This window comes from Natrinema hispanicum (genome assembly GCF_004217335.1).
Taxonomy (GTDB): domain Archaea; phylum Halobacteriota; class Halobacteria; order Halobacteriales; family Natrialbaceae; genus Natrinema; species Natrinema hispanicum.
This window is the reverse complement of sequence record NZ_SHMP01000003.1, coordinates 1,075,877-1,092,238: the sequence shown is the minus strand read 5'-3', so window position 1 is coordinate 1,092,238 and position 16,362 is coordinate 1,075,877. Positions and strand designations below refer to the sequence as shown.

At 63.8% G+C, this 16,362-nt stretch carries 19 protein-coding genes; 8 read left to right on the top strand and 11 right to left on the bottom strand.

Annotation, left to right across the window (positions count from 1 at the left end):
- The first annotated feature begins 15 nt into the window (after nt 1-15).
- Nucleotides 16-810, top strand: a complete 795-nt coding sequence (locus BDK88_RS06250) for a 2-amino-3,7-dideoxy-D-threo-hept-6-ulosonate synthase (protein WP_130499634.1) — start codon at nt 16-18, stop codon at nt 808-810.
- 162 nt (nt 811-972) lie between these two features.
- On the opposite strand, the gene BDK88_RS06245 is transcribed toward BDK88_RS06250, so the two are convergent.
- Nucleotides 973-2,415 (bottom strand): amidase, encoded by a 1,443-nt coding sequence (locus tag BDK88_RS06245; protein WP_130499633.1) that lies wholly within the window; start codon nt 2,413-2,415, stop codon nt 973-975.
- Nucleotides 2,416-2,496: 81 nt separating this feature from the next.
- Complete coding sequence (locus BDK88_RS06240; RefSeq protein WP_130499632.1) at nt 2,497-3,465, bottom strand: cation diffusion facilitator family transporter; 969 nt, start codon at nt 3,463-3,465, stop codon at nt 2,497-2,499.
- A 180-nt stretch (nt 3,466-3,645) separates the two neighbouring features.
- On the opposite strand from BDK88_RS06240, the gene BDK88_RS06235 reads away from it, so the two are divergent.
- Nucleotides 3,646-4,218: a SprT family zinc-dependent metalloprotease gene (locus BDK88_RS06235; protein ID WP_130499631.1), complete on the top strand. Its 573-nt coding sequence runs from the start codon at nt 3,646-3,648 to the stop codon at nt 4,216-4,218.
- Between the two features lie 130 nt (nt 4,219-4,348).
- Nucleotides 4,349-4,879, top strand: a complete 531-nt coding sequence (locus tag BDK88_RS06230; RefSeq protein WP_130499630.1) for a hypothetical protein — start codon at nt 4,349-4,351, stop codon at nt 4,877-4,879.
- A gap of 14 nt (nt 4,880-4,893) precedes the next feature.
- Here the strand turns inward: BDK88_RS06230 and BDK88_RS06225 are convergent, their stop codons facing one another.
- Nucleotides 4,894-5,568, bottom strand: coding sequence for an HAD family hydrolase (locus BDK88_RS06225; RefSeq protein ID WP_130499629.1), 675 nt, complete (start codon nt 5,566-5,568; stop codon nt 4,894-4,896).
- 203 nt (nt 5,569-5,771) lie between these two features.
- Between BDK88_RS06225 and BDK88_RS06220 the strand changes: the two genes are divergently transcribed.
- Nucleotides 5,772-6,641: an HFX_2341 family transcriptional regulator domain-containing protein gene (locus tag BDK88_RS06220; RefSeq protein ID WP_130499628.1), complete on the top strand. Its 870-nt coding sequence runs from the start codon at nt 5,772-5,774 to the stop codon at nt 6,639-6,641.
- Between the two features lie 9 nt (nt 6,642-6,650).
- On the opposite strand, the gene BDK88_RS06215 is transcribed toward BDK88_RS06220, so the two are convergent.
- Nucleotides 6,651-7,235, bottom strand: a complete 585-nt coding sequence (locus BDK88_RS06215; RefSeq protein WP_130499627.1) for a hypothetical protein — start codon at nt 7,233-7,235, stop codon at nt 6,651-6,653.
- Nucleotides 7,236-7,455: 220 nt separating this feature from the next.
- On the opposite strand from BDK88_RS06215, the gene BDK88_RS06210 reads away from it, so the two are divergent.
- On the top strand, nt 7,456-8,649 hold the full coding sequence (locus BDK88_RS06210; protein WP_130499626.1) for a 3-dehydroquinate synthase II: 1,194 nt from the start codon (nt 7,456-7,458) through the stop codon (nt 8,647-8,649).
- Nucleotides 8,650-8,747: 98 nt separating this feature from the next.
- On the opposite strand, the gene BDK88_RS06205 is transcribed toward BDK88_RS06210, so the two are convergent.
- The 3 genes from BDK88_RS06205 to BDK88_RS06195 form a co-directional block, all read right to left on the bottom strand.
- On the bottom strand, nt 8,748-9,179 hold the full coding sequence (locus BDK88_RS06205; protein ID WP_130499625.1) for a zinc ribbon domain-containing protein: 432 nt from the start codon (nt 9,177-9,179) through the stop codon (nt 8,748-8,750).
- Nucleotides 9,180-9,235: 56 nt separating this feature from the next.
- Nucleotides 9,236-9,910, bottom strand: a complete 675-nt coding sequence (locus BDK88_RS06200; protein ID WP_130499624.1) for a type I 3-dehydroquinate dehydratase — start codon at nt 9,908-9,910, stop codon at nt 9,236-9,238.
- A gap of 69 nt (nt 9,911-9,979) precedes the next feature.
- Nucleotides 9,980-10,960 (bottom strand): transcription initiation factor IIB, encoded by a 981-nt coding sequence (locus BDK88_RS06195; RefSeq protein WP_130499623.1) that lies wholly within the window; start codon nt 10,958-10,960, stop codon nt 9,980-9,982.
- 218 nt (nt 10,961-11,178) lie between these two features.
- Between BDK88_RS06195 and yjjX the strand changes: the two genes are divergently transcribed.
- The 3 genes from yjjX (at nt 11,179) to BDK88_RS06180 (ending at nt 12,929) form a co-directional block, all read left to right on the top strand.
- Entirely contained in the window at nt 11,179-11,703 is a 525-nt protein-coding gene (gene yjjX / locus BDK88_RS06190) for an inosine/xanthosine triphosphatase (RefSeq protein ID WP_130499622.1), read from the top strand.
- 224 nt (nt 11,704-11,927) lie between these two features.
- On the top strand, nt 11,928-12,149 hold the full coding sequence (locus BDK88_RS06185; protein ID WP_049911526.1) for a DUF7123 family protein: 222 nt from the start codon (nt 11,928-11,930) through the stop codon (nt 12,147-12,149).
- 117 nt (nt 12,150-12,266) lie between these two features.
- The gene (locus tag BDK88_RS06180; protein WP_130499621.1) at nt 12,267-12,929 is read left to right on the top strand and encodes an HAD family hydrolase; all 663 of its coding nucleotides are present in this window, start codon (nt 12,267-12,269) and stop codon (nt 12,927-12,929) included.
- Between the two features lie 28 nt (nt 12,930-12,957).
- Here the strand turns inward: BDK88_RS06180 and BDK88_RS06175 are convergent, their stop codons facing one another.
- The 4 genes from BDK88_RS06175 to BDK88_RS06160 form a co-directional block, all read right to left on the bottom strand.
- Nucleotides 12,958-13,575, bottom strand: a complete 618-nt coding sequence (locus BDK88_RS06175; protein ID WP_008008983.1) for a winged helix-turn-helix transcriptional regulator — start codon at nt 13,573-13,575, stop codon at nt 12,958-12,960.
- Between the two features lie 348 nt (nt 13,576-13,923).
- Complete coding sequence (locus tag BDK88_RS06170; RefSeq protein WP_130499620.1) at nt 13,924-15,099, bottom strand: SPFH domain-containing protein; 1,176 nt, start codon at nt 15,097-15,099, stop codon at nt 13,924-13,926.
- A gap of 69 nt (nt 15,100-15,168) precedes the next feature.
- Nucleotides 15,169-15,786: an NfeD family protein gene (locus tag BDK88_RS06165; protein WP_130499619.1), complete on the bottom strand. Its 618-nt coding sequence runs from the start codon at nt 15,784-15,786 to the stop codon at nt 15,169-15,171.
- A 194-nt stretch (nt 15,787-15,980) separates the two neighbouring features.
- Nucleotides 15,981-16,319, bottom strand: coding sequence for a DUF7312 domain-containing protein (locus BDK88_RS06160; RefSeq protein WP_130499618.1), 339 nt, complete (start codon nt 16,317-16,319; stop codon nt 15,981-15,983).
- Between the last annotated feature and the right edge of the window lie 43 nt (nt 16,320-16,362).

Sequence of the window (16,362 nt, the reverse complement as noted above, 5' to 3'; positions counted from 1 at the left end):
TGCTACACTCCCGCAATGACTGTCGGAACTGACGCACGACTCGATCGAATCGGGACAGACGGATCGTACGTAATCGTCCCAATGGACCACGGCATCACAATCGGTGCCGTTCAGGGACTGAAGGATATCGAATCGACAATCGATGGCGTCACCAGCGGTGGTGCCGACGCGGTTCTCACACAGAAAGGGATCGCGCCGCGCGTCCACGACAACAAGAACGGCAAGGGCTACATCGTCCATCTCAATGGCTCGACGACGATCGGCCCCGACGAGAACGACAAGCGTATGACCGGCACCGTCGAGGAGGCGATCCGTGCCGGTGCCGATGCCGTCTCCTTCCACATCAACGTTGGCTCGGATCACGAACCCGACCAGCTCACCCAGCTCTCGGAGGTCACCGAGAAAGCAGACCGCTTCGGCATGCCGGTCCTCGCGATGGCCTACGCTCGCGGCCCGGGCGTCGACCCCGAAGACCCCGAAGCGCTCGGCCACGCTGTTCGTCTCGCCGAAGAACTGGGTGCCGACATCGTCAAAACGGGCTACAGCGGCGACGCCGACAGCTTCCAGCACGTCGTCGAGTCGACCCGGCTGCCGGTGGTCATCGCCGGCGGCTCGAAAGGGTCCGACCGCGAGACCATCGAGATGGTCCGCGGCGTGATGGACGCCGGCGGTGCTGGTGTCTCGATGGGCCGCTCGATCTTCCAGCACGAAGACCCCGAAGCGATCGCCCGCGCAGTCGCCGGCGTCGTCCACGACGATCTCTCGACTGAGGACGCGCTGGCCGAAGCTGGACTCGCACTCGAGGCCTGAGCAACTGATTTTCCCGTCAGGCTCTCTACTCGGTCCGTTTTGGACCGCCGTTCATACTGCCGGACAGAACGACGTGAAGATCGGTCGCGCTGCTGCAGCCGTCTCCACCGGTGACGGCCGCGAATCCGCGACCGACTTCGTATTGACTTCTATCCGACAGTATCAGTAACGTGGATAGTGCGCCGTCCACGGCCGCGCCCGCTCGAGGGCCGCAGCAACCGCGAGCACGTCCGCCTCCGCGTACCGGCGACCGACGATCTGCAGCCCGACCGGCAGGCCATCGTCTGTAAGGCCTGCGGGGACCGACGCGACCGGATGGCCGGTCAGGTTGAACACCCAGGTGAGCATCGCGTCGGTCGGGATTCCGTCGACGGCCTGCCCGTCGATCGTCGTCGGATACCGGTCGGCCAGCCGCTTCCCGTAGGGAGGTACCGTCAGCGTCGGCGTCACGAGCGCGTCGTGGCCGGCTAGCGCGTCCTCGATCGCGTCGTAGACCTGCGTTCGAGGGCCGTTCGCGAGCCGTTCGTCGACCGCGCTCGTGTCGTCTGCCAGCGCGATCGTCGACAGAAGGGTCTCTTCGACGTCGGCAGTCTCGAGGTCGATCCCGAACCGCTCCTCGACTCGAGCCGCGAGCGCGGCGAAGTAGCCACCGACCTGCGTGTAGTACGCCGAGCGGAGCGTCTCGGAGGCCGGAAGCGAAACGTCGACGTGGTCGACGGCCACGCCCGCAGCTGCGAGGTCGTCGACGGCGTCACTGACGATCGTGCGGACAATTGGATCGACGGGCTGTAAGTCCAGATTCGGACTGTACCCGACGGAGAGGTCGTCTGCCGGCCGATCCGTCGCCGGGAGCACGTCGTCACCGTCCGGCACGCTGAGCGGATCACGGTCGTCCTGTCCCGAGAGGATATCGAACGCAAGCGCGACGTCTTCGGTCGACCGCCCGATCGGACCGCCAACCATGAACGGCGTGTGTGTGCCAAAAGAATCGAGCCGGGAATCGGCCGGTACGCGCCCCAAGGTGGGTTTGAGGCCAATGACGTGACAGCACGAGGCCGGCACCCGGAGAGAGCCGCCGATGTCCGAGCCGGTAGCAAACGTCGTGAGGCCGGCCGCGACAGCCGCCGCGGAGCCACCGGAGGAGCCGCCGGCCGACCGCTCGAGATCGAACGGCGTCGCCGTCGCGCCGACGAGACGGTTGTCGGTCTTGATCGTGTGGGCGAGCGCCGGCGTGTTGGTGGTGCCGACGATCACCGCACCGGCCGCCTCGAGTCGCTCGACGGTGATCGAGTCCGTGGTGGCGACGTGATCGGACAGCGGAGCCAGCCCCATCGTGTTCCGAACGCCCGCTTTTCGATCCCGGAGGTCCTTAATCGCGACCGGAACCCCATGCAGTGGGCCGAGATCCTTGCCGGCCGCTGCCGCGCGGTCGGCTTCGCGGGCGCGCTCTCGGGCAGACTCCGCGATGACTGTCACGTAGGCGTTCAGGTCGCGAGTCGTCTCGATCCGCTCGAGGACGGTTTCGACGAGTTCCAGCGAGGATCGCTCGCCGCGTCGGATCGCGTCCGCGAGCTTCCGTGCGGACGACATGGTGTCAGTTGCCATGAACTATCGAACTGGTTCGAGACGATAAAAGTCGGGGTGACTGATCACTCGAGACGTGCTGTCGCCCGACCACCGGATCGCTCAGTGACAGTGCGTATCCAGATGAACGTCGCGGTCGTCGTAGTGCGGCGAGAGTTCGACGGTGGCGTGATCGACGCCGTGGCCGGCGAGTTCGTCGTGGACCCGGCGTGTGACCGACTCCGCTTCGAGCATCGTCTCGACGTCCGTTTCGACGTGGACCGTCGCAACCGTGATCTGACTGCAGATCTGCCAGGCATGGAAATCGTCGACCGCCTCGACGCCGTCGATCTTGCGGATATGCGACCGAATCTCGTCGCTCTCGAGGGGCGTTTTGAGGAAGAAGATCTCGCCGCTGCCGCGCAACACCGTGGCTGCCGACCAGGCCACGACGACGGCGATCAGCGCTGCGGTGATCGGATCGATGACACGGATCCCGGTCAGTTCGATCGCCACTACGGAGACGATGACGGCGACCGAGCCGCCGGCGTCGCCCAGCAGATGGTAGAACGCACCCTTCTCGTTGAGGCTCATCGCGTCACCGTGGAGCACGTAGACCGAGCCGATGTTGACCAGCAGTCCACCCGCCGCGATGGCGATCGTCGGCCCAGTCCCGATGGCGATGGGTTCGAAGAATCGCTGAGAGGACTCCCAGAGGATGAAGGCGACCATTGGCAGGAGCAACAGGCCGTTGAGGAAGGCAGCAAACGGCTCGAGGCGGTGGAGGCCGTACGACCAGCGCTCATCTTCGCCGTAGTGTTCGGCGACGTAGGAGGCGGCGAAAGCCATCACGTACGCGAGCGCGTCGAACAGCATGTGGACGGCGTCGCTGATGAGCGCAACCGATCCAAACGCCAGTCCGCCGGCGAGTTCAACGAGGAAGCCGACGACGTTGATCAGTGAGACGGCGGCGAGTTTGCGACTGCTGGTCGACTCGCCACCGTGGCCGTGTCCGTGCCCGTGTCCACCGTGGTCGTGATCGTGACCGTCGTGTGAGTCGTCGTGGGTGTGCGCCGACTCATTGTGACTCATCGTAGTTCGAACTCAGAGTGTTCCGTTTATTAATTCAGCTGCTATTAGGCGGCGTTTAGACTAGCAATCTTAACAAAATAACTCGGCCAAGTTACTAACTTGTCGACGGCTGGGCCATCGACCGTCCGGAGTGGTCGACCTACCGGAAGAATTTCGGAACCAGTCTCCCTTCTCGAGTCCGTGACCGACGGCGAGGAACACACGCTTGCAGACGAAATCGTCGCCCGTGCGCGGATTCACGCCCGCGAGGTCGTGGGCGAACACGAGCTGGCGGTCGACCTCGGAGCCCTCGAGTGGGAGGTATCAGCGCGAGCGCGCCGCCGAGCTGGTGTGTGTCAGTGGCATGCCGATCGCGAGGTGGCGACGATCGTCCTTGCGCGACGGGCCTACGAGCGCTACGAGTGGCCCGCGTTCGCAGGGGTTGTTCGCCACGAACTCGTCCACGCCTGGGAGTTCCAGCAGTTCGGCGAGTCCGGGCACGGGTCGCGGTTTCGCGAGCGCGCCGCGGCGCTCGCGGCCCCACGCTATTGCGATGCGTTCGCGGAGCCGCGGTACGTCCTTCGGTGTCTCGCGGGTAGCTGTGACTGGTGTGCGAAGCGCCACCGGGCATCGAAGCCGGTGAAAGCGCCCGACCAGTACCGTTGTGGTGGCTGCGGCGGAGCCTACGAGGTCGAACACACCAAAAGCGGCCGGACGTGGACGACTGCAAGCGGCTACGGCGGCGCGAAGGCGGCACTCGGCGACGACTGGTAGCACGATGGCACGAGCCAGCCCGTTTCGATCGTCGACAGCACCTCGAGTTCCCACCGAAGACTGATCATAATCGAAGACGTATCGAGTTGACCGCGGAACACTTATTCGCCTCACGACACCTGTTTCGGGTATGGGAATACTCGATCTAATGCTGGGAAAGACGAGCCCTGGGGAGCAGGGCATCGAAGGGCAATCGTACACGCTCCCGAAGGAGACACACGACTTCGTCTATCCCGTCGCGGTCCGGCGCGATGAAGTGGCGGCGTTCGCCGAGCTTGTTGAGGCCGAAGCGGATGCGCCGCTTGCAGACGCTAGCAACGACCTCCAGTCGGTCTTCGACGGACTGGTCGGTGAGGGCGGCGTCGATGCGACGGAACTGGCCGAGCAACTGCGCAAACCCCGGCAGGCGGTCGAACCGATTATCGAGACCTGGCAGGAGGCGGTCGACCAAGACATCGGCGTCGTCTACGCCCGCATCGGTGCCCACGAGAACCTGCTGGCGTTCGTCCAGTTCTGTAAACAACGCGACGAAGACGACAGTGACCCGTTCGAACTCCCCGAGAGCTTCACGGATGCGGCGGCGCTGCTCAAGCGTCTCGAGGAGGGAACCGATACGCAGTACCGCGCGCTGGTCCATACGGATCTCTTGCCCGAAAACTAACCCAGGCCAGTCGCTCAGACGATCGTCTCGAGCCCCTCGAGCGACGCGAGTTCGTAGGTCGGCGCGTGATCGCCGGGGCCGTCGTTGCGGCCGAGATCGAGCCAGGCCGAATCGAGCCCCATCGCGTTTGCGCCCGCGATGTCGGCGTGGAGTGAGTCACCGACGTGGATCGCCGCGTCGGGGGCGACCTCGAGTTCGGTTAGCGCGTGTTCGAACGGTGCCGTGCTTGGTTTGGGATGGATGCCGGCGCTTGGCTCCGTAAAGACCCGCACGTCGAAGGCGTCCTCGATGCCGAGCGTCCGGAGCTTCTGTGTCTGTGTCGGCCGACCACCGTTCGTGATGAGGCCGACCTGTCCTCGATCGCGGGCATGCTCGAGTGCGGTTTGTGCGCCGGGGCGGAACTCGACAGCGGTTGGATCCCGAACCTCGAGATACTCCGCGGCGAGTGTCGGTGCGATCTCTGTCTCGACACCAGATCGGGCTGCGACTTCGGCGAAGAGGTGTTCGTAGAACTCGCGATCCGTCTCGGCGGTCGGCAGGTCGGGGACTGCAGCCCGAAGCGCTGCCGGCGTACAGAACTGCTCGTGACCGGCCCGCTCGAACGTCGACTCGAGCACGGCGGCGGCATCCTGGGTCGGCTCACAGAGCGTACTGTCGAGATCGAAACAGATCGCGTCGTAGGCGGCCATCTATGCTGGTGTAGGGGAGCGAGCACTCTCAACGTTTCGCCGACTCTGTGAACGCGTCGCTACTACCGCCACACTATCGAGACCATCTTGAACGCCTCGTAGAGAGGAGGGATGGCCGAACCGTGCCAGTGATCGGTCGGGGCCGACTCGAGTTACATCGGCGATTCCGGAGCCGTTATTTTTCCTGACACGCCTCTCGGAGTATGGAAGTCGTCAAGCGCGTCCACGTCGTCCCGCTTGGCTACGAGTTCGATCGGATCCTCGAGCCGATTCGCGACCAGCGAGCGGATCTGGTCTACCTGCTCGAGGACGAGGGCGCGAGTCACGGGGGCACAGCGGACGACCGACGAGAAGAGCACAGCGACGGCCACGCCGAGCGGAATGCGACGGCGACGGCGGAGTATCACGACGCGTTGTACGAGGAACTCGAGTCGATCGTCCCCGAGGTTCGGACCTGGAAATGCGATCTGACGGACGTCTATGCGGTCCTCGGAGACGTGACGACGATCGCCGCGAAACACGCCGAGGATCAGGTGTACGTCAACGTCTCCGGCGCGGGGACGATCCCAGCGATCGGCGCGACGATCGCGTGTATGGACGTCTCGACGGACGCTCACGCCTATTACGTCGATCCATCGACGTATGCCCACGACGGGACGACCGAACCCAGCTCCTTCGGGGTCGACGAAATCGAAGGCATTCCGACCTACCCGATCGAGTCGCCGACGCGCGATCAGGTCGCAATCATGGAGTTTCTCGCCGATCCCGACGCGTGGGAGGGGTACCACGACGACCGGACGACCCCACCCAAGAAGAAAGACCTCATCGAGTATGCGCGAGCGCAAAACCTCTCGTTTATGGCCGACCGTCGCGCACCCGACGAGCGCGCCGGCGAGGACAAGGGCGCGTTCCGCGTGCTCGATACCCACGTCCTCGAGCCGCTGGTCGAAGACGGCTACGTCACGATCGAGTCCGTCGGCCGTCGGCGCGTCGTCGAGTTGACCGAGCGCGGCGAAAACGCCTACCGGGCGTTCCGACACAAACTCGGCGACGAGGCCAACTACATCCGATAAGCGGCCCGCTTAGTTCTCAGTATAGACAAGTCCGTAGAGTTTCGTGCCCAGCCGAGCGAGCTCGAGGTCGGCCTCGAGTCGGTCGATGTGGTCACGAAGTGCCGCCGCGTCGAGCCCCGGGTACTCGCAGTCGGTGCGGGAGTCGAGGTGGCTGCTCGCGCGGGCGAGCAGGAAGGGCGCGGCGTCAGCGAGGTGCGAGCCCGGAAGCTCGGGGCCAGCGCTGCGGCCACGCTCGACCGCGGCCAGGACCTCCTGGGCCACGATGAGCGTCCGCCGGAGCGAGCGGATCTCGTCGGCATCGGCAGGCGGGCTCAAATACGTCGCCAACAACTCGTCGGCGTGGACGACACGCTCCGGATCGACATCGAACGTCGCCGCGATCCGGTCGCGGTCGGGTTCACCGACGCCGGTGCGACGGGCGGCGAGTCGGACGGCACCCAGGACGGCAGCCGAACGTCCGTACTCGAGGGTTGCCATCTCGCCTGCATGCTCGAAGGCTGCTCGCGCGACTGTGGCCGCAGCATCCACCTCGAGTCGGTGGGCGGCACAGTCGATCGTCAGTTCGGTGGGCATCTCGAGGTGGCGCTGACCCATATCGTATCGGTCGACCGATCAGATATTATCAACTTTGGAGAAAGTATCGGTACTTTCGTTACTATCTGAAATAGTGTCAGTTTCCGCTCGGCTGTGACGGAGCGACTGTGTCGACCGCAGTGTGCCTGCTGGCGTGTCTTGCATCCCTGGTCCCGGGCGGGTACCCATCGCACCTGCCCGATTCGCCACGTTCAAGCCGGTCCCCTTCGAGGGTCGATTTATGACGCGAACTGTTTGGGTAAAAGCCGACGACACCGTCGGCGACTGGGACGACCGCCGGGCACGGATTACCGCCGCGCTCGAGGCGGGTGCAGACTGGGTACTGGTCGACGAAGACGATGTCGAGCGCGTCCGCGAACTCGGCGACATCAACGTCGCGGCGTTCCGAACCGACGGCGACGTAACGCTGGTCGACGACATCGACGACGCCGAGAGCGACGACGACAACCCGTCCACACAGGCCGACGCCATCGTCGTCGGCAAAGACGGCGAGGGTGACGCGACGATCGACCTGCCGGAGGACTTTTCGGGCTCAGCGGACCTCTCGACGCTGCGCCGCGACGGCGACCTCGATCGCGGCGCGTACGTCCGAATTCTCGGCAAGGAGTACGAGCACTTCGCCGAGACCGCCGCCGAGGAAGCCGACTACACGATCGTCGTCGGCGAGGACTGGACGATCATCCCACTCGAGAACTTGATCGCCCGTATCGGCGAGGAGACCGACCTCGTCGCGGGCGTCACCAGCGCCGAGGAAGCGAAGACGGCCTTCGAAACCCTCGAGATCGGCTCCGACGCCGTCTTGCTCGACTCGGACGACCCCGACGAGATCCGCAAGACGGTCGAGGTCCGCGACGAGGCCGCCCGCGAGAGTCTCGACCTCGAGTACGCCGAAGTCCTCGACGTCGAGCGCGCGGGCAGCGCCGACCGGGTCTGTGTCGACACCGGCAACCTCCTCGAGCACGACGAGGGGATGCTCGTCGGCTCGATGAGCCGCGGGCTGGTCTTCGTTCACGCGGAAACGGCCGAATCGCCGTACGTCGCCTCGCGTCCCTTCCGGGTCAACGCGGGTGCGGTTCACGCCTACATCCGCACGCCCGACGGCGGGACGAAATACCTCGCGGGACTGCAAAGCGGTGACGAGGTACAGGTCGTTGACACCAACGGCAACACCCGCGAGGCCATCGTCGGTCGCGTCAAGATCGAACAGCGGCCGATGTTCCGGGTCGCCCTCGAGACCGAAAACGGCGACCGGGTCGAGACGCTACTCCAGAACGCCGAGACGATCAAAGTCGCCGCTAAAGAGGGTCGCAAGGCAGTGACGGAGCTGGAAGCCGGCGACGAGATACTGCTGTACTACGAGGATACGGCCCGGCACTTCGGCGAGGCCGTCGACGAGAGTATTATCGAGAAGTAACGGTTCGACTCTCCCTCATACGGTCTGCTGTCAGTCAGTTCCGGTGTACCCGCGACCCGTCCTGCGGTCCCACCGTGACATCGGGACACCAGACCGTATCAGTTGTCTGTCTCCGACTCGGGCGCGTCGGACTCGAGTCGCGTCGTACACCAGTGACAGAACTCGAGGTCCGGATCGACGTCTTTCCCACATTCGGGACAGGTCGTCCCGTCTGCGTTGTCGTCGCCGCCGGACGGATAGCCGAGTGCCCGAAAGGCCGCGTCGATCGTGGCAAACAGGGCGATAAACGAGAGGGAAAACTGTGCCATTGGATCGACGTCCTCGGCCATGGCGGTCGCCTGTGCGATGGCCTCGTCGTAACTCGCCGGCTCGGCGGCCGCGAGTTGCTCGATCGGGAGCAGGAAGGCACTCGCAGCGAGGAACAGGCCAGCGAAAGCGGCAGCGCGAAGCCAGTCACGAGAGAGGACGTGACCTGCACCGGGCAGGATCACCGACAGACCGGCAGCGAGGATCGCGCGGAGCCATGTCATTGTCGGCTAGTGGGGGACCGCTGCCCTTAACATTCCGATTTCGGCTGTTTTTCAGATCACTCGAGGTGTGCCACGAGCTCCGCGAGTGTCTCGAGGTCGTACTGCCCCGGCGCAGTGGCGTCTGCAGGATCAACAGGTGCATACCCAATCTTCGATCCGTACACCGGCGCGACCGCACGTGTGTGACTCCCCACTTCGCCCATCGCCATTGTCGCGACGGTGTCTCCATGCGAGGTCAACTGCTCGGTCGCCGACAGCAACGCGAGCGTATCGGCCTTCGATTCCGCAGTCACCGCCAGCTTCGCCACGTCGGCGTACTTGCCCGCCTCCGTCAGCGTCCGCACTAGCTCCTTCCGGGGCGGCGTCCCCTCGAAGTCGTGGGCCGACGCGACGATCGACACGTCGCGCTCGCGAGCCGTCTCGAGCAACTCATCAGCGTCCCCATCCAAAATCGACTCGAGTTCGACGTCGATCGCTGCGACAGCCTCAAACGCGGTCGCGTCGGCCAGCGCCTCGAGTCGGCCCTCATTACTTGCTTCCCCACCTTCCCATTCGGCCCGATTCGTCGCGAGGATCGGCAACTCGCCGTCGTAGGCCTCGAGCGCTACGAGCGGCTCGTCAGCGAGGTCCATTCGGAATTCGACCGCATCGGCGTGCTCGCGGGCCGCCGGTTCGTCCGAGAGGTCTGCCGTCGCTGCTGTGAGTACAAACGAGTCGAAATCAAGTCCCATTGCTACCGACTGGGACCGAGCGCGATAAAAACGGTATCGTTCCGGCGACGTGTCGTTCGATGGCCGCGATTACGCCATCCCGATGGTCTCCTCGGCCTCGAGGAGCTCGTGATACCGGTTGCGGATGGTGACTTCGGAGATGTCTGCAACGTCGGAGACGGCAGCCTGCGTGGTCTTTTCGTTGGTCAACAGCGCGGCGGCGTAGACCGCGGCGGCCGCGAGTCCGACCGGCGATTTACCCGAGTGAACGCCCTTCTCCTTGGCGTTCTGGAGAAGCGAGCGCGCGCGGTGTTCGGCTTCGTCCGAGAGTTCGAGACCCGAGGCAAAGCGAGGGACGTAGCTCTCGGGGTCGGCCGGCTGGACCTCAAGCCCGAGTTCGCGGACCACGTATCGGTAGGTGCGCGCGATCTCGTTTTTCTCGACGCGGGAGACGTCGGCAATCTCGTCGAGGCTCCGGGGGACGCCGGCCTGTCGGGCGGCGGCGTAGACACAGGCCGTCGAGACGCCCTCGATCGAGCGTCCCGGCAGCAGGTCCTCGTCGAGTGCGCGCCGGTAGATGACAGACGCCGTCTCGCGGACGTTCGTGGGGAGGCCGAGTGCGGAGGCCATCCGGTCGATCTCACCGAGTGCCTGTTTCAGGTTGCGTTCCTTGGAGTCACGCGTGCGGAAGCGCTCGTTCCACTTGCGCAGGCGCTGCATCTTCTCGCGCTGGCGCGAGCCAAGCGAGTTGCCGTAGGCGTCTTTGTTGCGCCAGTCGATGTTCGTGGAGAGTCCCTTGTCGTGCATCGTGTTGGTCGTGGGCGCACCCACGCGGGACTTCTCGTTTTTCTCGGCGGCGTCGAACGCACGCCACTCTGGACCGCGGTCGACCGAGTCCTCCTCGACGACCAGCCCACAGTCTTCACAGACCGTCTCGCCGTGTTCGTCGTCGACGACGAGCTGGCCGGCACATTCGGGACAGACCAGGTCCTCGTCCTCGGTTTCGGTCTCCTGTTCGTTCGTTTTGGGTTCGCTACGTCGTACTCTCGTGTTCGATGGTGCGTTAGTCATACGATGGCGAGTGCTGCCCGGCCGAACCGATCGCAAAAGCCCGGACGGATCCGTTACCTCCCACGTTCAGACACTCGAGGGATAAGGGTTTCGAAATCTCAGCCAGATACCCCTCGAAAAGGGGTAATTCGGGCAAAAGAGTATGATAAATAGAAACATTAAAGCATAGTATCGGTTCGAACCGGAGCCACCAACTGCCCGCCGTCCAAACGGCCGCTATGAAGCTTGCAGTCGGGAGTACGAACCCGGTCAAGATCGATGCAGTCGAGCGAACCCTCGAGTCATACGAGCCGACCGTCATCGCCGTCGACGTCGACTCCGGGGTACGCGAACAGCCGTGGTCGATCGAAGAAACCGTCACCGGTGCCGAAACCCGCGCCCGGCGAGCGCTCGCAGCGACCGACGCCGACTACGGAGTTGGGCTCGAGGGAGGGGTTACGCGACTCGAGGGCGTCCCTGGACTCTCGTTGATCATGTGGGGAGCCGTCACCGACGGCACGCGAACGGAGCGCGGTAGTGGTCCGACGCTTCGGCTCCCCGACGGTGTCGCCGAGCAGGTCGAAGCCGGTGCGGAACTGGGACCAGTGATGGACGATCTGCTCGGAACTGACGGCCTCGCCGAATCCGAAGGGGCCGCAGGTGCGCTGACGGCTGGACTGACCGACCGAACGCAGGCGCTCGGCGAGGCAGTTGCGTGTTCGATCGGTCCCTTCCTGACGGCGTATTACGACAGCGACGACTGATGTCGCGTGACGGTCGTGATATCGATTCGCTCACCGGCCGGGAACTATCACGACCAGCTGAGTGTCAGCGTTGCGAATGGTTTAACCGGCCGTACCAACGAAAGCTTTCCGACCGATTATTCGTCTCTTACTCGGTGGTGAAATCGCACGACGGCGGCCAGTTAACTGTGCGTACCAAACCCCCTAAGACCGTTCCTGGTATTCATCTGTGTATGAGCACTGCAATGGCCCCTGACCTCACGAGCAAACAACAGCGGATTCTGGAGTACCTCCGGAACAATGCGGCGACGAAGACGTACTTCAAATCCCGCCTCATCGGCAAGGAACTCGGGATGACGGCGAAAGAGGTCGGGTCGAACATCACCGCCCTGCAGGAGGGCGACTACGACGTCGAAATCGAGAAGTGGGGGTATTCCTCGAGTACCACCTGGAAAGTCGACGTTTAACGCCACCCCGGCACCCGGTGCCATTTCAGCTCGTTTTTACCGATCGTTTCGGTCGCGAACGTCTAGCGACCAGCAACGCCAAACCCTCTTTTCGCTACACCTCATCTCTCCGGATAGATGACGACGGTACTGTTCGACATGGACGGGGTTCTCCTCGAGGGACCACGGACCGATCCGCAGGTGTACGCTGACGCTTCCGACGCGGCTCTCGCCGAACTCGACGCCGAGCCGACGCCGTCACAGCGCCGCGATTTCAGAAATCACGACGTCGAACGGATTCGGACACACTGCGAGGACCTCGGGATCGATCCGGCGCGGTTCTGGAAACTGAAGGAGACACACGCCTCGAGTGGCACCCACGACCGCCTTCGGTCAGGTGAGCGTGGGATCTACGATGACGTAGACGCGATTCGTGACCTAAGCGACCGAACCACGACCGGACTCGTTACCAACAATCGCTACGAGACCGCCGAATTCGTCGCCGAGTACGTCGGAATCGACTTCGACATCGTCCGCGGGCGCGAGCCCACGCTCAAGGGCTACGAACGTCGCAAGCCGGATCCCTACTATCTCGAGGATGCACTTGCCGAGCTTGGTGTCTCGGATGGGCTCTACGTCGGCGACTCCCCGAAAGACATCGTCGCCGGACAGGCAGCGGGCCTCGAGACCGCGTTCCTCCGGCGATCACACAACCGCGGGCGCGAGTGTCCACCGAACGCGACCTACGAACTCGAGTCGGTGACCGAGGTGCTGTCGGTCATCGACGAGCCAGTGTTGTAAGTCGATCTTACCGGCTGCTAACAACGGCTTACCCACGGTAGTCGAGTAACTGATCCGCGTTGCGGGCGAGGGATCGTGCCCGATCACCAAAGGAGTCGGCGTGGCCGACGACCAGTATCAACACCGTCTCCGGGCGCTCGACGGCGTAACCGTCGTCCCGCGAGAGGAGGCCGGCGTCCTCGAGTTGGCCGGCGTACTTGCTCACCGTCGGGGCCGACACGTCCAGCGCCTCGGCGAGGTCGCCGGCGGTGGCGTCGGGATTCGACAGGAGTTCGATCAGCATACCGCGCGGGGTCTCCCGTCGGAGATAGCCAAGCGCTCGTTTCTCGAACTCGTCGAATCGGCCGGCCGTGACGAATCGCTTGTAGTCGCCGTCGCGATAGCGCTCGATGACGCCCGCGTCCTCGAGTTGGCGCAGATGATGTTGCGTTTCGCCGGTGCCAAGTTGCAGATCGTCACGGATCTTCGAGAAGTGTGCCCCGGGTGTCGTCGAGAGATAGCCCGCGATCGCATCGCGGGCCTCGCTTTCCCCCATCTTCGCCGTCGATGAACTCGAGCGGCCAATCAGCGGCGAGGCAGCACCGATAGCGGCAAACCGGCGCAGGGTCGCTCGTTTCTCGTCGTCGACCCCATCGGGCGATGTCATTTCGATACCTATAGTCCAGCACGGGCCGCCGCGTAAAACCGGTTTCGCTCCGCTTTGTTCACTGAAAGTGACTGATTTCGTCGCATGGACGTTTCGGTAAGAGATGTTGAACCGCCGATCGGATCGGGAGCCAGCGTCTCCGCACCGGCGTTAGACACGGACAACGTTGGGGAGGGAGGGCAGACTCTCGAGTCGGGCATACACCGTCACTACTGGCGGTAATCCACTGTAGAGGATCAACGAGAGCACGAGACAGCGGCGAGAACGGAGCAGTGCGAACCGATCCAAGCGAGGGGAGACGCACGGACCGGGAACACGGGACAGCTGGTCACGGCGTGACGTGGTCGATCACTCGCTCGCGTCGTCCGCGTCGTCAACCGGACCGTCGGTCCCGCCATCGGTCTGACCCGGGAACTCCTGATCCATCTCCTCGATGACCTCGTCAGGATCGGAGATCTCCGCGGGATCTTTCCCTTCTTTGATGGCCTGGGCCTCCTGTTCCATCGCCTCGACGTCCATATCCGCCTCCTGATCGATCTCGCCGATGATCTCGGCGATGTCGTCGAGTCCGATCAGTTCACGCGTCTCCTCGTCGAACTCGCGGCTCTCGAGTTCCGCGCCGTCTCCTTCGACGTCGCTGCCAGAGAGGTGTTTGCCGTAGCGGCCGACCAGTGAGGTGAGTTCCTGGGGCATGACGAACGTCGTCGATTCGCCCTGCCCGATGTCGGCCAGCGTCTCCATGCCCTTGTCGATGACGGCGCGTTCGCCCATCGACTCGGCCGAGCGCGCACGCAGAACGGTCGAAATCGCGTCACCCTGGGCCTCGAGGATCTGGCTCTGTTTCTCACCCTGGGCGCGGATGATCTCGCTCTGTTTGTCACCTTCCGCTTTCTCGACGGCACTGCGGCGTTCACCCTGTGCCTCGAGAATCATGGCACGGCGTTTCCGCTCGGCGGAGGTCTGTTGTTCCATCGCGCGCTGGACGTCCTTCGAGGGGTTGACCTCGCGGACCTCGACGGACTCGACGCGGATGCCCCACTCGTCGGTGGGTTCGTCGAGTTCCTGGCGGATGCGGGCGTTGATTTCTTGACGCTTGTTCAGCGTGTCGTCGAGTTCCATGTCACCCAGCACAGCACGCAGCGTGGTCTGGGCGAGATTCGAGACAGCGCGTTTGTAGTCGTCGACCTGCAAAAAGGCCTTCTTGGCGTCCATCACCTTGATGTAGACGACGGCGTCGGCGGTCACCGGCGAGTTGTCCCGCGTGATCGCTTCCTGTCGGGGGACGTCTAACGTCTGTGTTCGCATGTCGAATCGGTAGGTGTTCGAGACGAACGGCGGGACGAAGTTGATCCCCGGCTCCAGGAGCTTGCGGTACTCACCGAAGACTGTGAGGGCGCGTTTCTCGTAGGCGTCGACGATCTCGATCGCGCTCAACAGCGCAGCAACGACGAGAACGAGGACGAGAGCACCGACGAGCAACAGGGCAGTGCCGGCGGTTTGCAGTGGAACCAATGGTATCTCCATATTTCGAAGTTACGACGGCGGGGAGAAAAGCGTTCCCTTGTTTCAGCAACATATGCACGAGAATGTCACTCAATTACCCGACCGTTCCGTTTCGGTTTCGGGCTCTCGCTCGTCGTCACCATCGTCGGGTCGCTCACTATCGAGTTGGTCGGCGGAATCGTGTTCGGACTCGGACGACTCGTCCATGCGTGCGAGCGCCCGATCGATCTCGTCTTCACCGAGTGCCTCGAGCGATTCGACCGTCAGTACGTTCCCACCGCCTGGGTCGAGGACGATGACCTCCTTTCCTTCCGCGATCGTGCCGTCGGTCGTCCGCGCGCTGTAGTAGGGGGCGAAGCCGCCGCCGTCGAGTTTGACCTCGCCGTCGCGGGCCGTGACGGGCTCGGTGACGTAGCCTGTTCGGCCGGCAAGCGAGTCCGAGTCCGTCGTCCGGGCCGTCCCTTTCCCGCCGTAGAAGTCGAACTCCCGGTAGACGTAGGCCGCAGCGAGCCCGATCACGAGCGTCAGTGCAGCCAAAATGAACGGGCTCGCTGCGGGCGGGAAGACCATGCCAACGAGACCGGCACCGACCAGCGCGATCCCGATGACGATGAGGTGGGCACCGGGCGAGATGGCCTCGAGGACCATCAACACGAGCCCCACAACGAGCAACAGCAGTGGGATGTTCCCGACGAGGGATTCGACCATATGCGTGGGTTAGGCCTTGTGCCGATTAAATGTTTACCGCACGAAAGAAATGAGATAATCGGTCGAGTGCCGAACGGCCACGAGTGTGTGATTGCCCGTTCCTCGGACGATTCATACGGACTCCTCCCAGTCAGTTTCGGCGCACCCGCGACCCGTCATGCGGATGCGCCGGGACACAGTGGTAGCAGACCGTATCAGCCGAGCGGCAGCATCAACAATCGAGCGATGACAAGCACCATCATGATCGCACCCAGCAGGACGAACAGCGCGTTCTCGAGGTCCGGATCGCCGGGTTCGATCGGCGCCGAGCTGGCTTCGGGTGTATAGCCGTCCGACGCGGTCGCAGCCGCGTCATCGTCCTCGTCGTCGCTTGCAGAGAGATCGAGCGGGATCCGATCGTCGTCCTCGTCGGCTCGCTCGAGGTGATCGGCTGGGCTCGAGTCGCCTGCCGGTCCGCTGTCCGGGTTCGCCGTCGACGACTCGTTCCATCGATCGGCGGCGTCGTCGCCGGGTCCGGACGGCTCGTTTGCCATACGCGGCTATACTGGCCGGGGCGTCAAAAACCCGCGGTCCGAG

Bases quoted from the DNA above. Each gene is read 5' to 3' on its own strand.
- BDK88_RS06250 (WP_130499634.1), top strand. From the start codon at position 16: ATGACTGTCGGAACTGACGCACGACTCGATCGAATCGGGACAGACGGA.
- BDK88_RS06245 (WP_130499633.1), bottom strand. From the start codon at position 2,415: ATGGCAACTGACACCATGTCGTCCGCACGGAAGCTCGCGGACGCGATC.
- BDK88_RS06240 (WP_130499632.1), bottom strand. From the start codon at position 3,465: ATGAGTCACAATGAGTCGGCGCACACCCACGACGACTCACACGACGGT.
- BDK88_RS06230 (WP_130499630.1), top strand. From the start codon at position 4,349: ATGGGAATACTCGATCTAATGCTGGGAAAGACGAGCCCTGGGGAGCAG.
- BDK88_RS06225 (WP_130499629.1), bottom strand. From the start codon at position 5,568: ATGGCCGCCTACGACGCGATCTGTTTCGATCTCGACAGTACGCTCTGT.
- BDK88_RS06220 (WP_130499628.1), top strand. From the start codon at position 5,772: ATGGAAGTCGTCAAGCGCGTCCACGTCGTCCCGCTTGGCTACGAGTTC.
- BDK88_RS06215 (WP_130499627.1), bottom strand. From the start codon at position 7,235: ATGGGTCAGCGCCACCTCGAGATGCCCACCGAACTGACGATCGACTGT.
- BDK88_RS06210 (WP_130499626.1), top strand. From the start codon at position 7,456: ATGACGCGAACTGTTTGGGTAAAAGCCGACGACACCGTCGGCGACTGG.
- BDK88_RS06205 (WP_130499625.1), bottom strand. From the start codon at position 9,179: ATGACATGGCTCCGCGCGATCCTCGCTGCCGGTCTGTCGGTGATCCTG.
- BDK88_RS06200 (WP_130499624.1), bottom strand. From the start codon at position 9,910: ATGGGACTTGATTTCGACTCGTTTGTACTCACAGCAGCGACGGCAGAC.
- BDK88_RS06195 (WP_130499623.1), bottom strand. From the start codon at position 10,960: ATGACTAACGCACCATCGAACACGAGAGTACGACGTAGCGAACCCAAA.
- yjjX (WP_130499622.1), top strand. From the start codon at position 11,179: ATGAAGCTTGCAGTCGGGAGTACGAACCCGGTCAAGATCGATGCAGTC.
- BDK88_RS06185 (WP_049911526.1), top strand. From the start codon at position 11,928: ATGGCCCCTGACCTCACGAGCAAACAACAGCGGATTCTGGAGTACCTC.
- BDK88_RS06180 (WP_130499621.1), top strand. From the start codon at position 12,267: ATGACGACGGTACTGTTCGACATGGACGGGGTTCTCCTCGAGGGACCA.
- BDK88_RS06175 (WP_008008983.1), bottom strand. From the start codon at position 13,575: ATGACATCGCCCGATGGGGTCGACGACGAGAAACGAGCGACCCTGCGC.
- BDK88_RS06170 (WP_130499620.1), bottom strand. From the start codon at position 15,099: ATGGAGATACCATTGGTTCCACTGCAAACCGCCGGCACTGCCCTGTTG.
- BDK88_RS06165 (WP_130499619.1), bottom strand. From the start codon at position 15,786: ATGGTCGAATCCCTCGTCGGGAACATCCCACTGCTGTTGCTCGTTGTG.
- BDK88_RS06160 (WP_130499618.1), bottom strand. From the start codon at position 16,319: ATGGCAAACGAGCCGTCCGGACCCGGCGACGACGCCGCCGATCGATGG.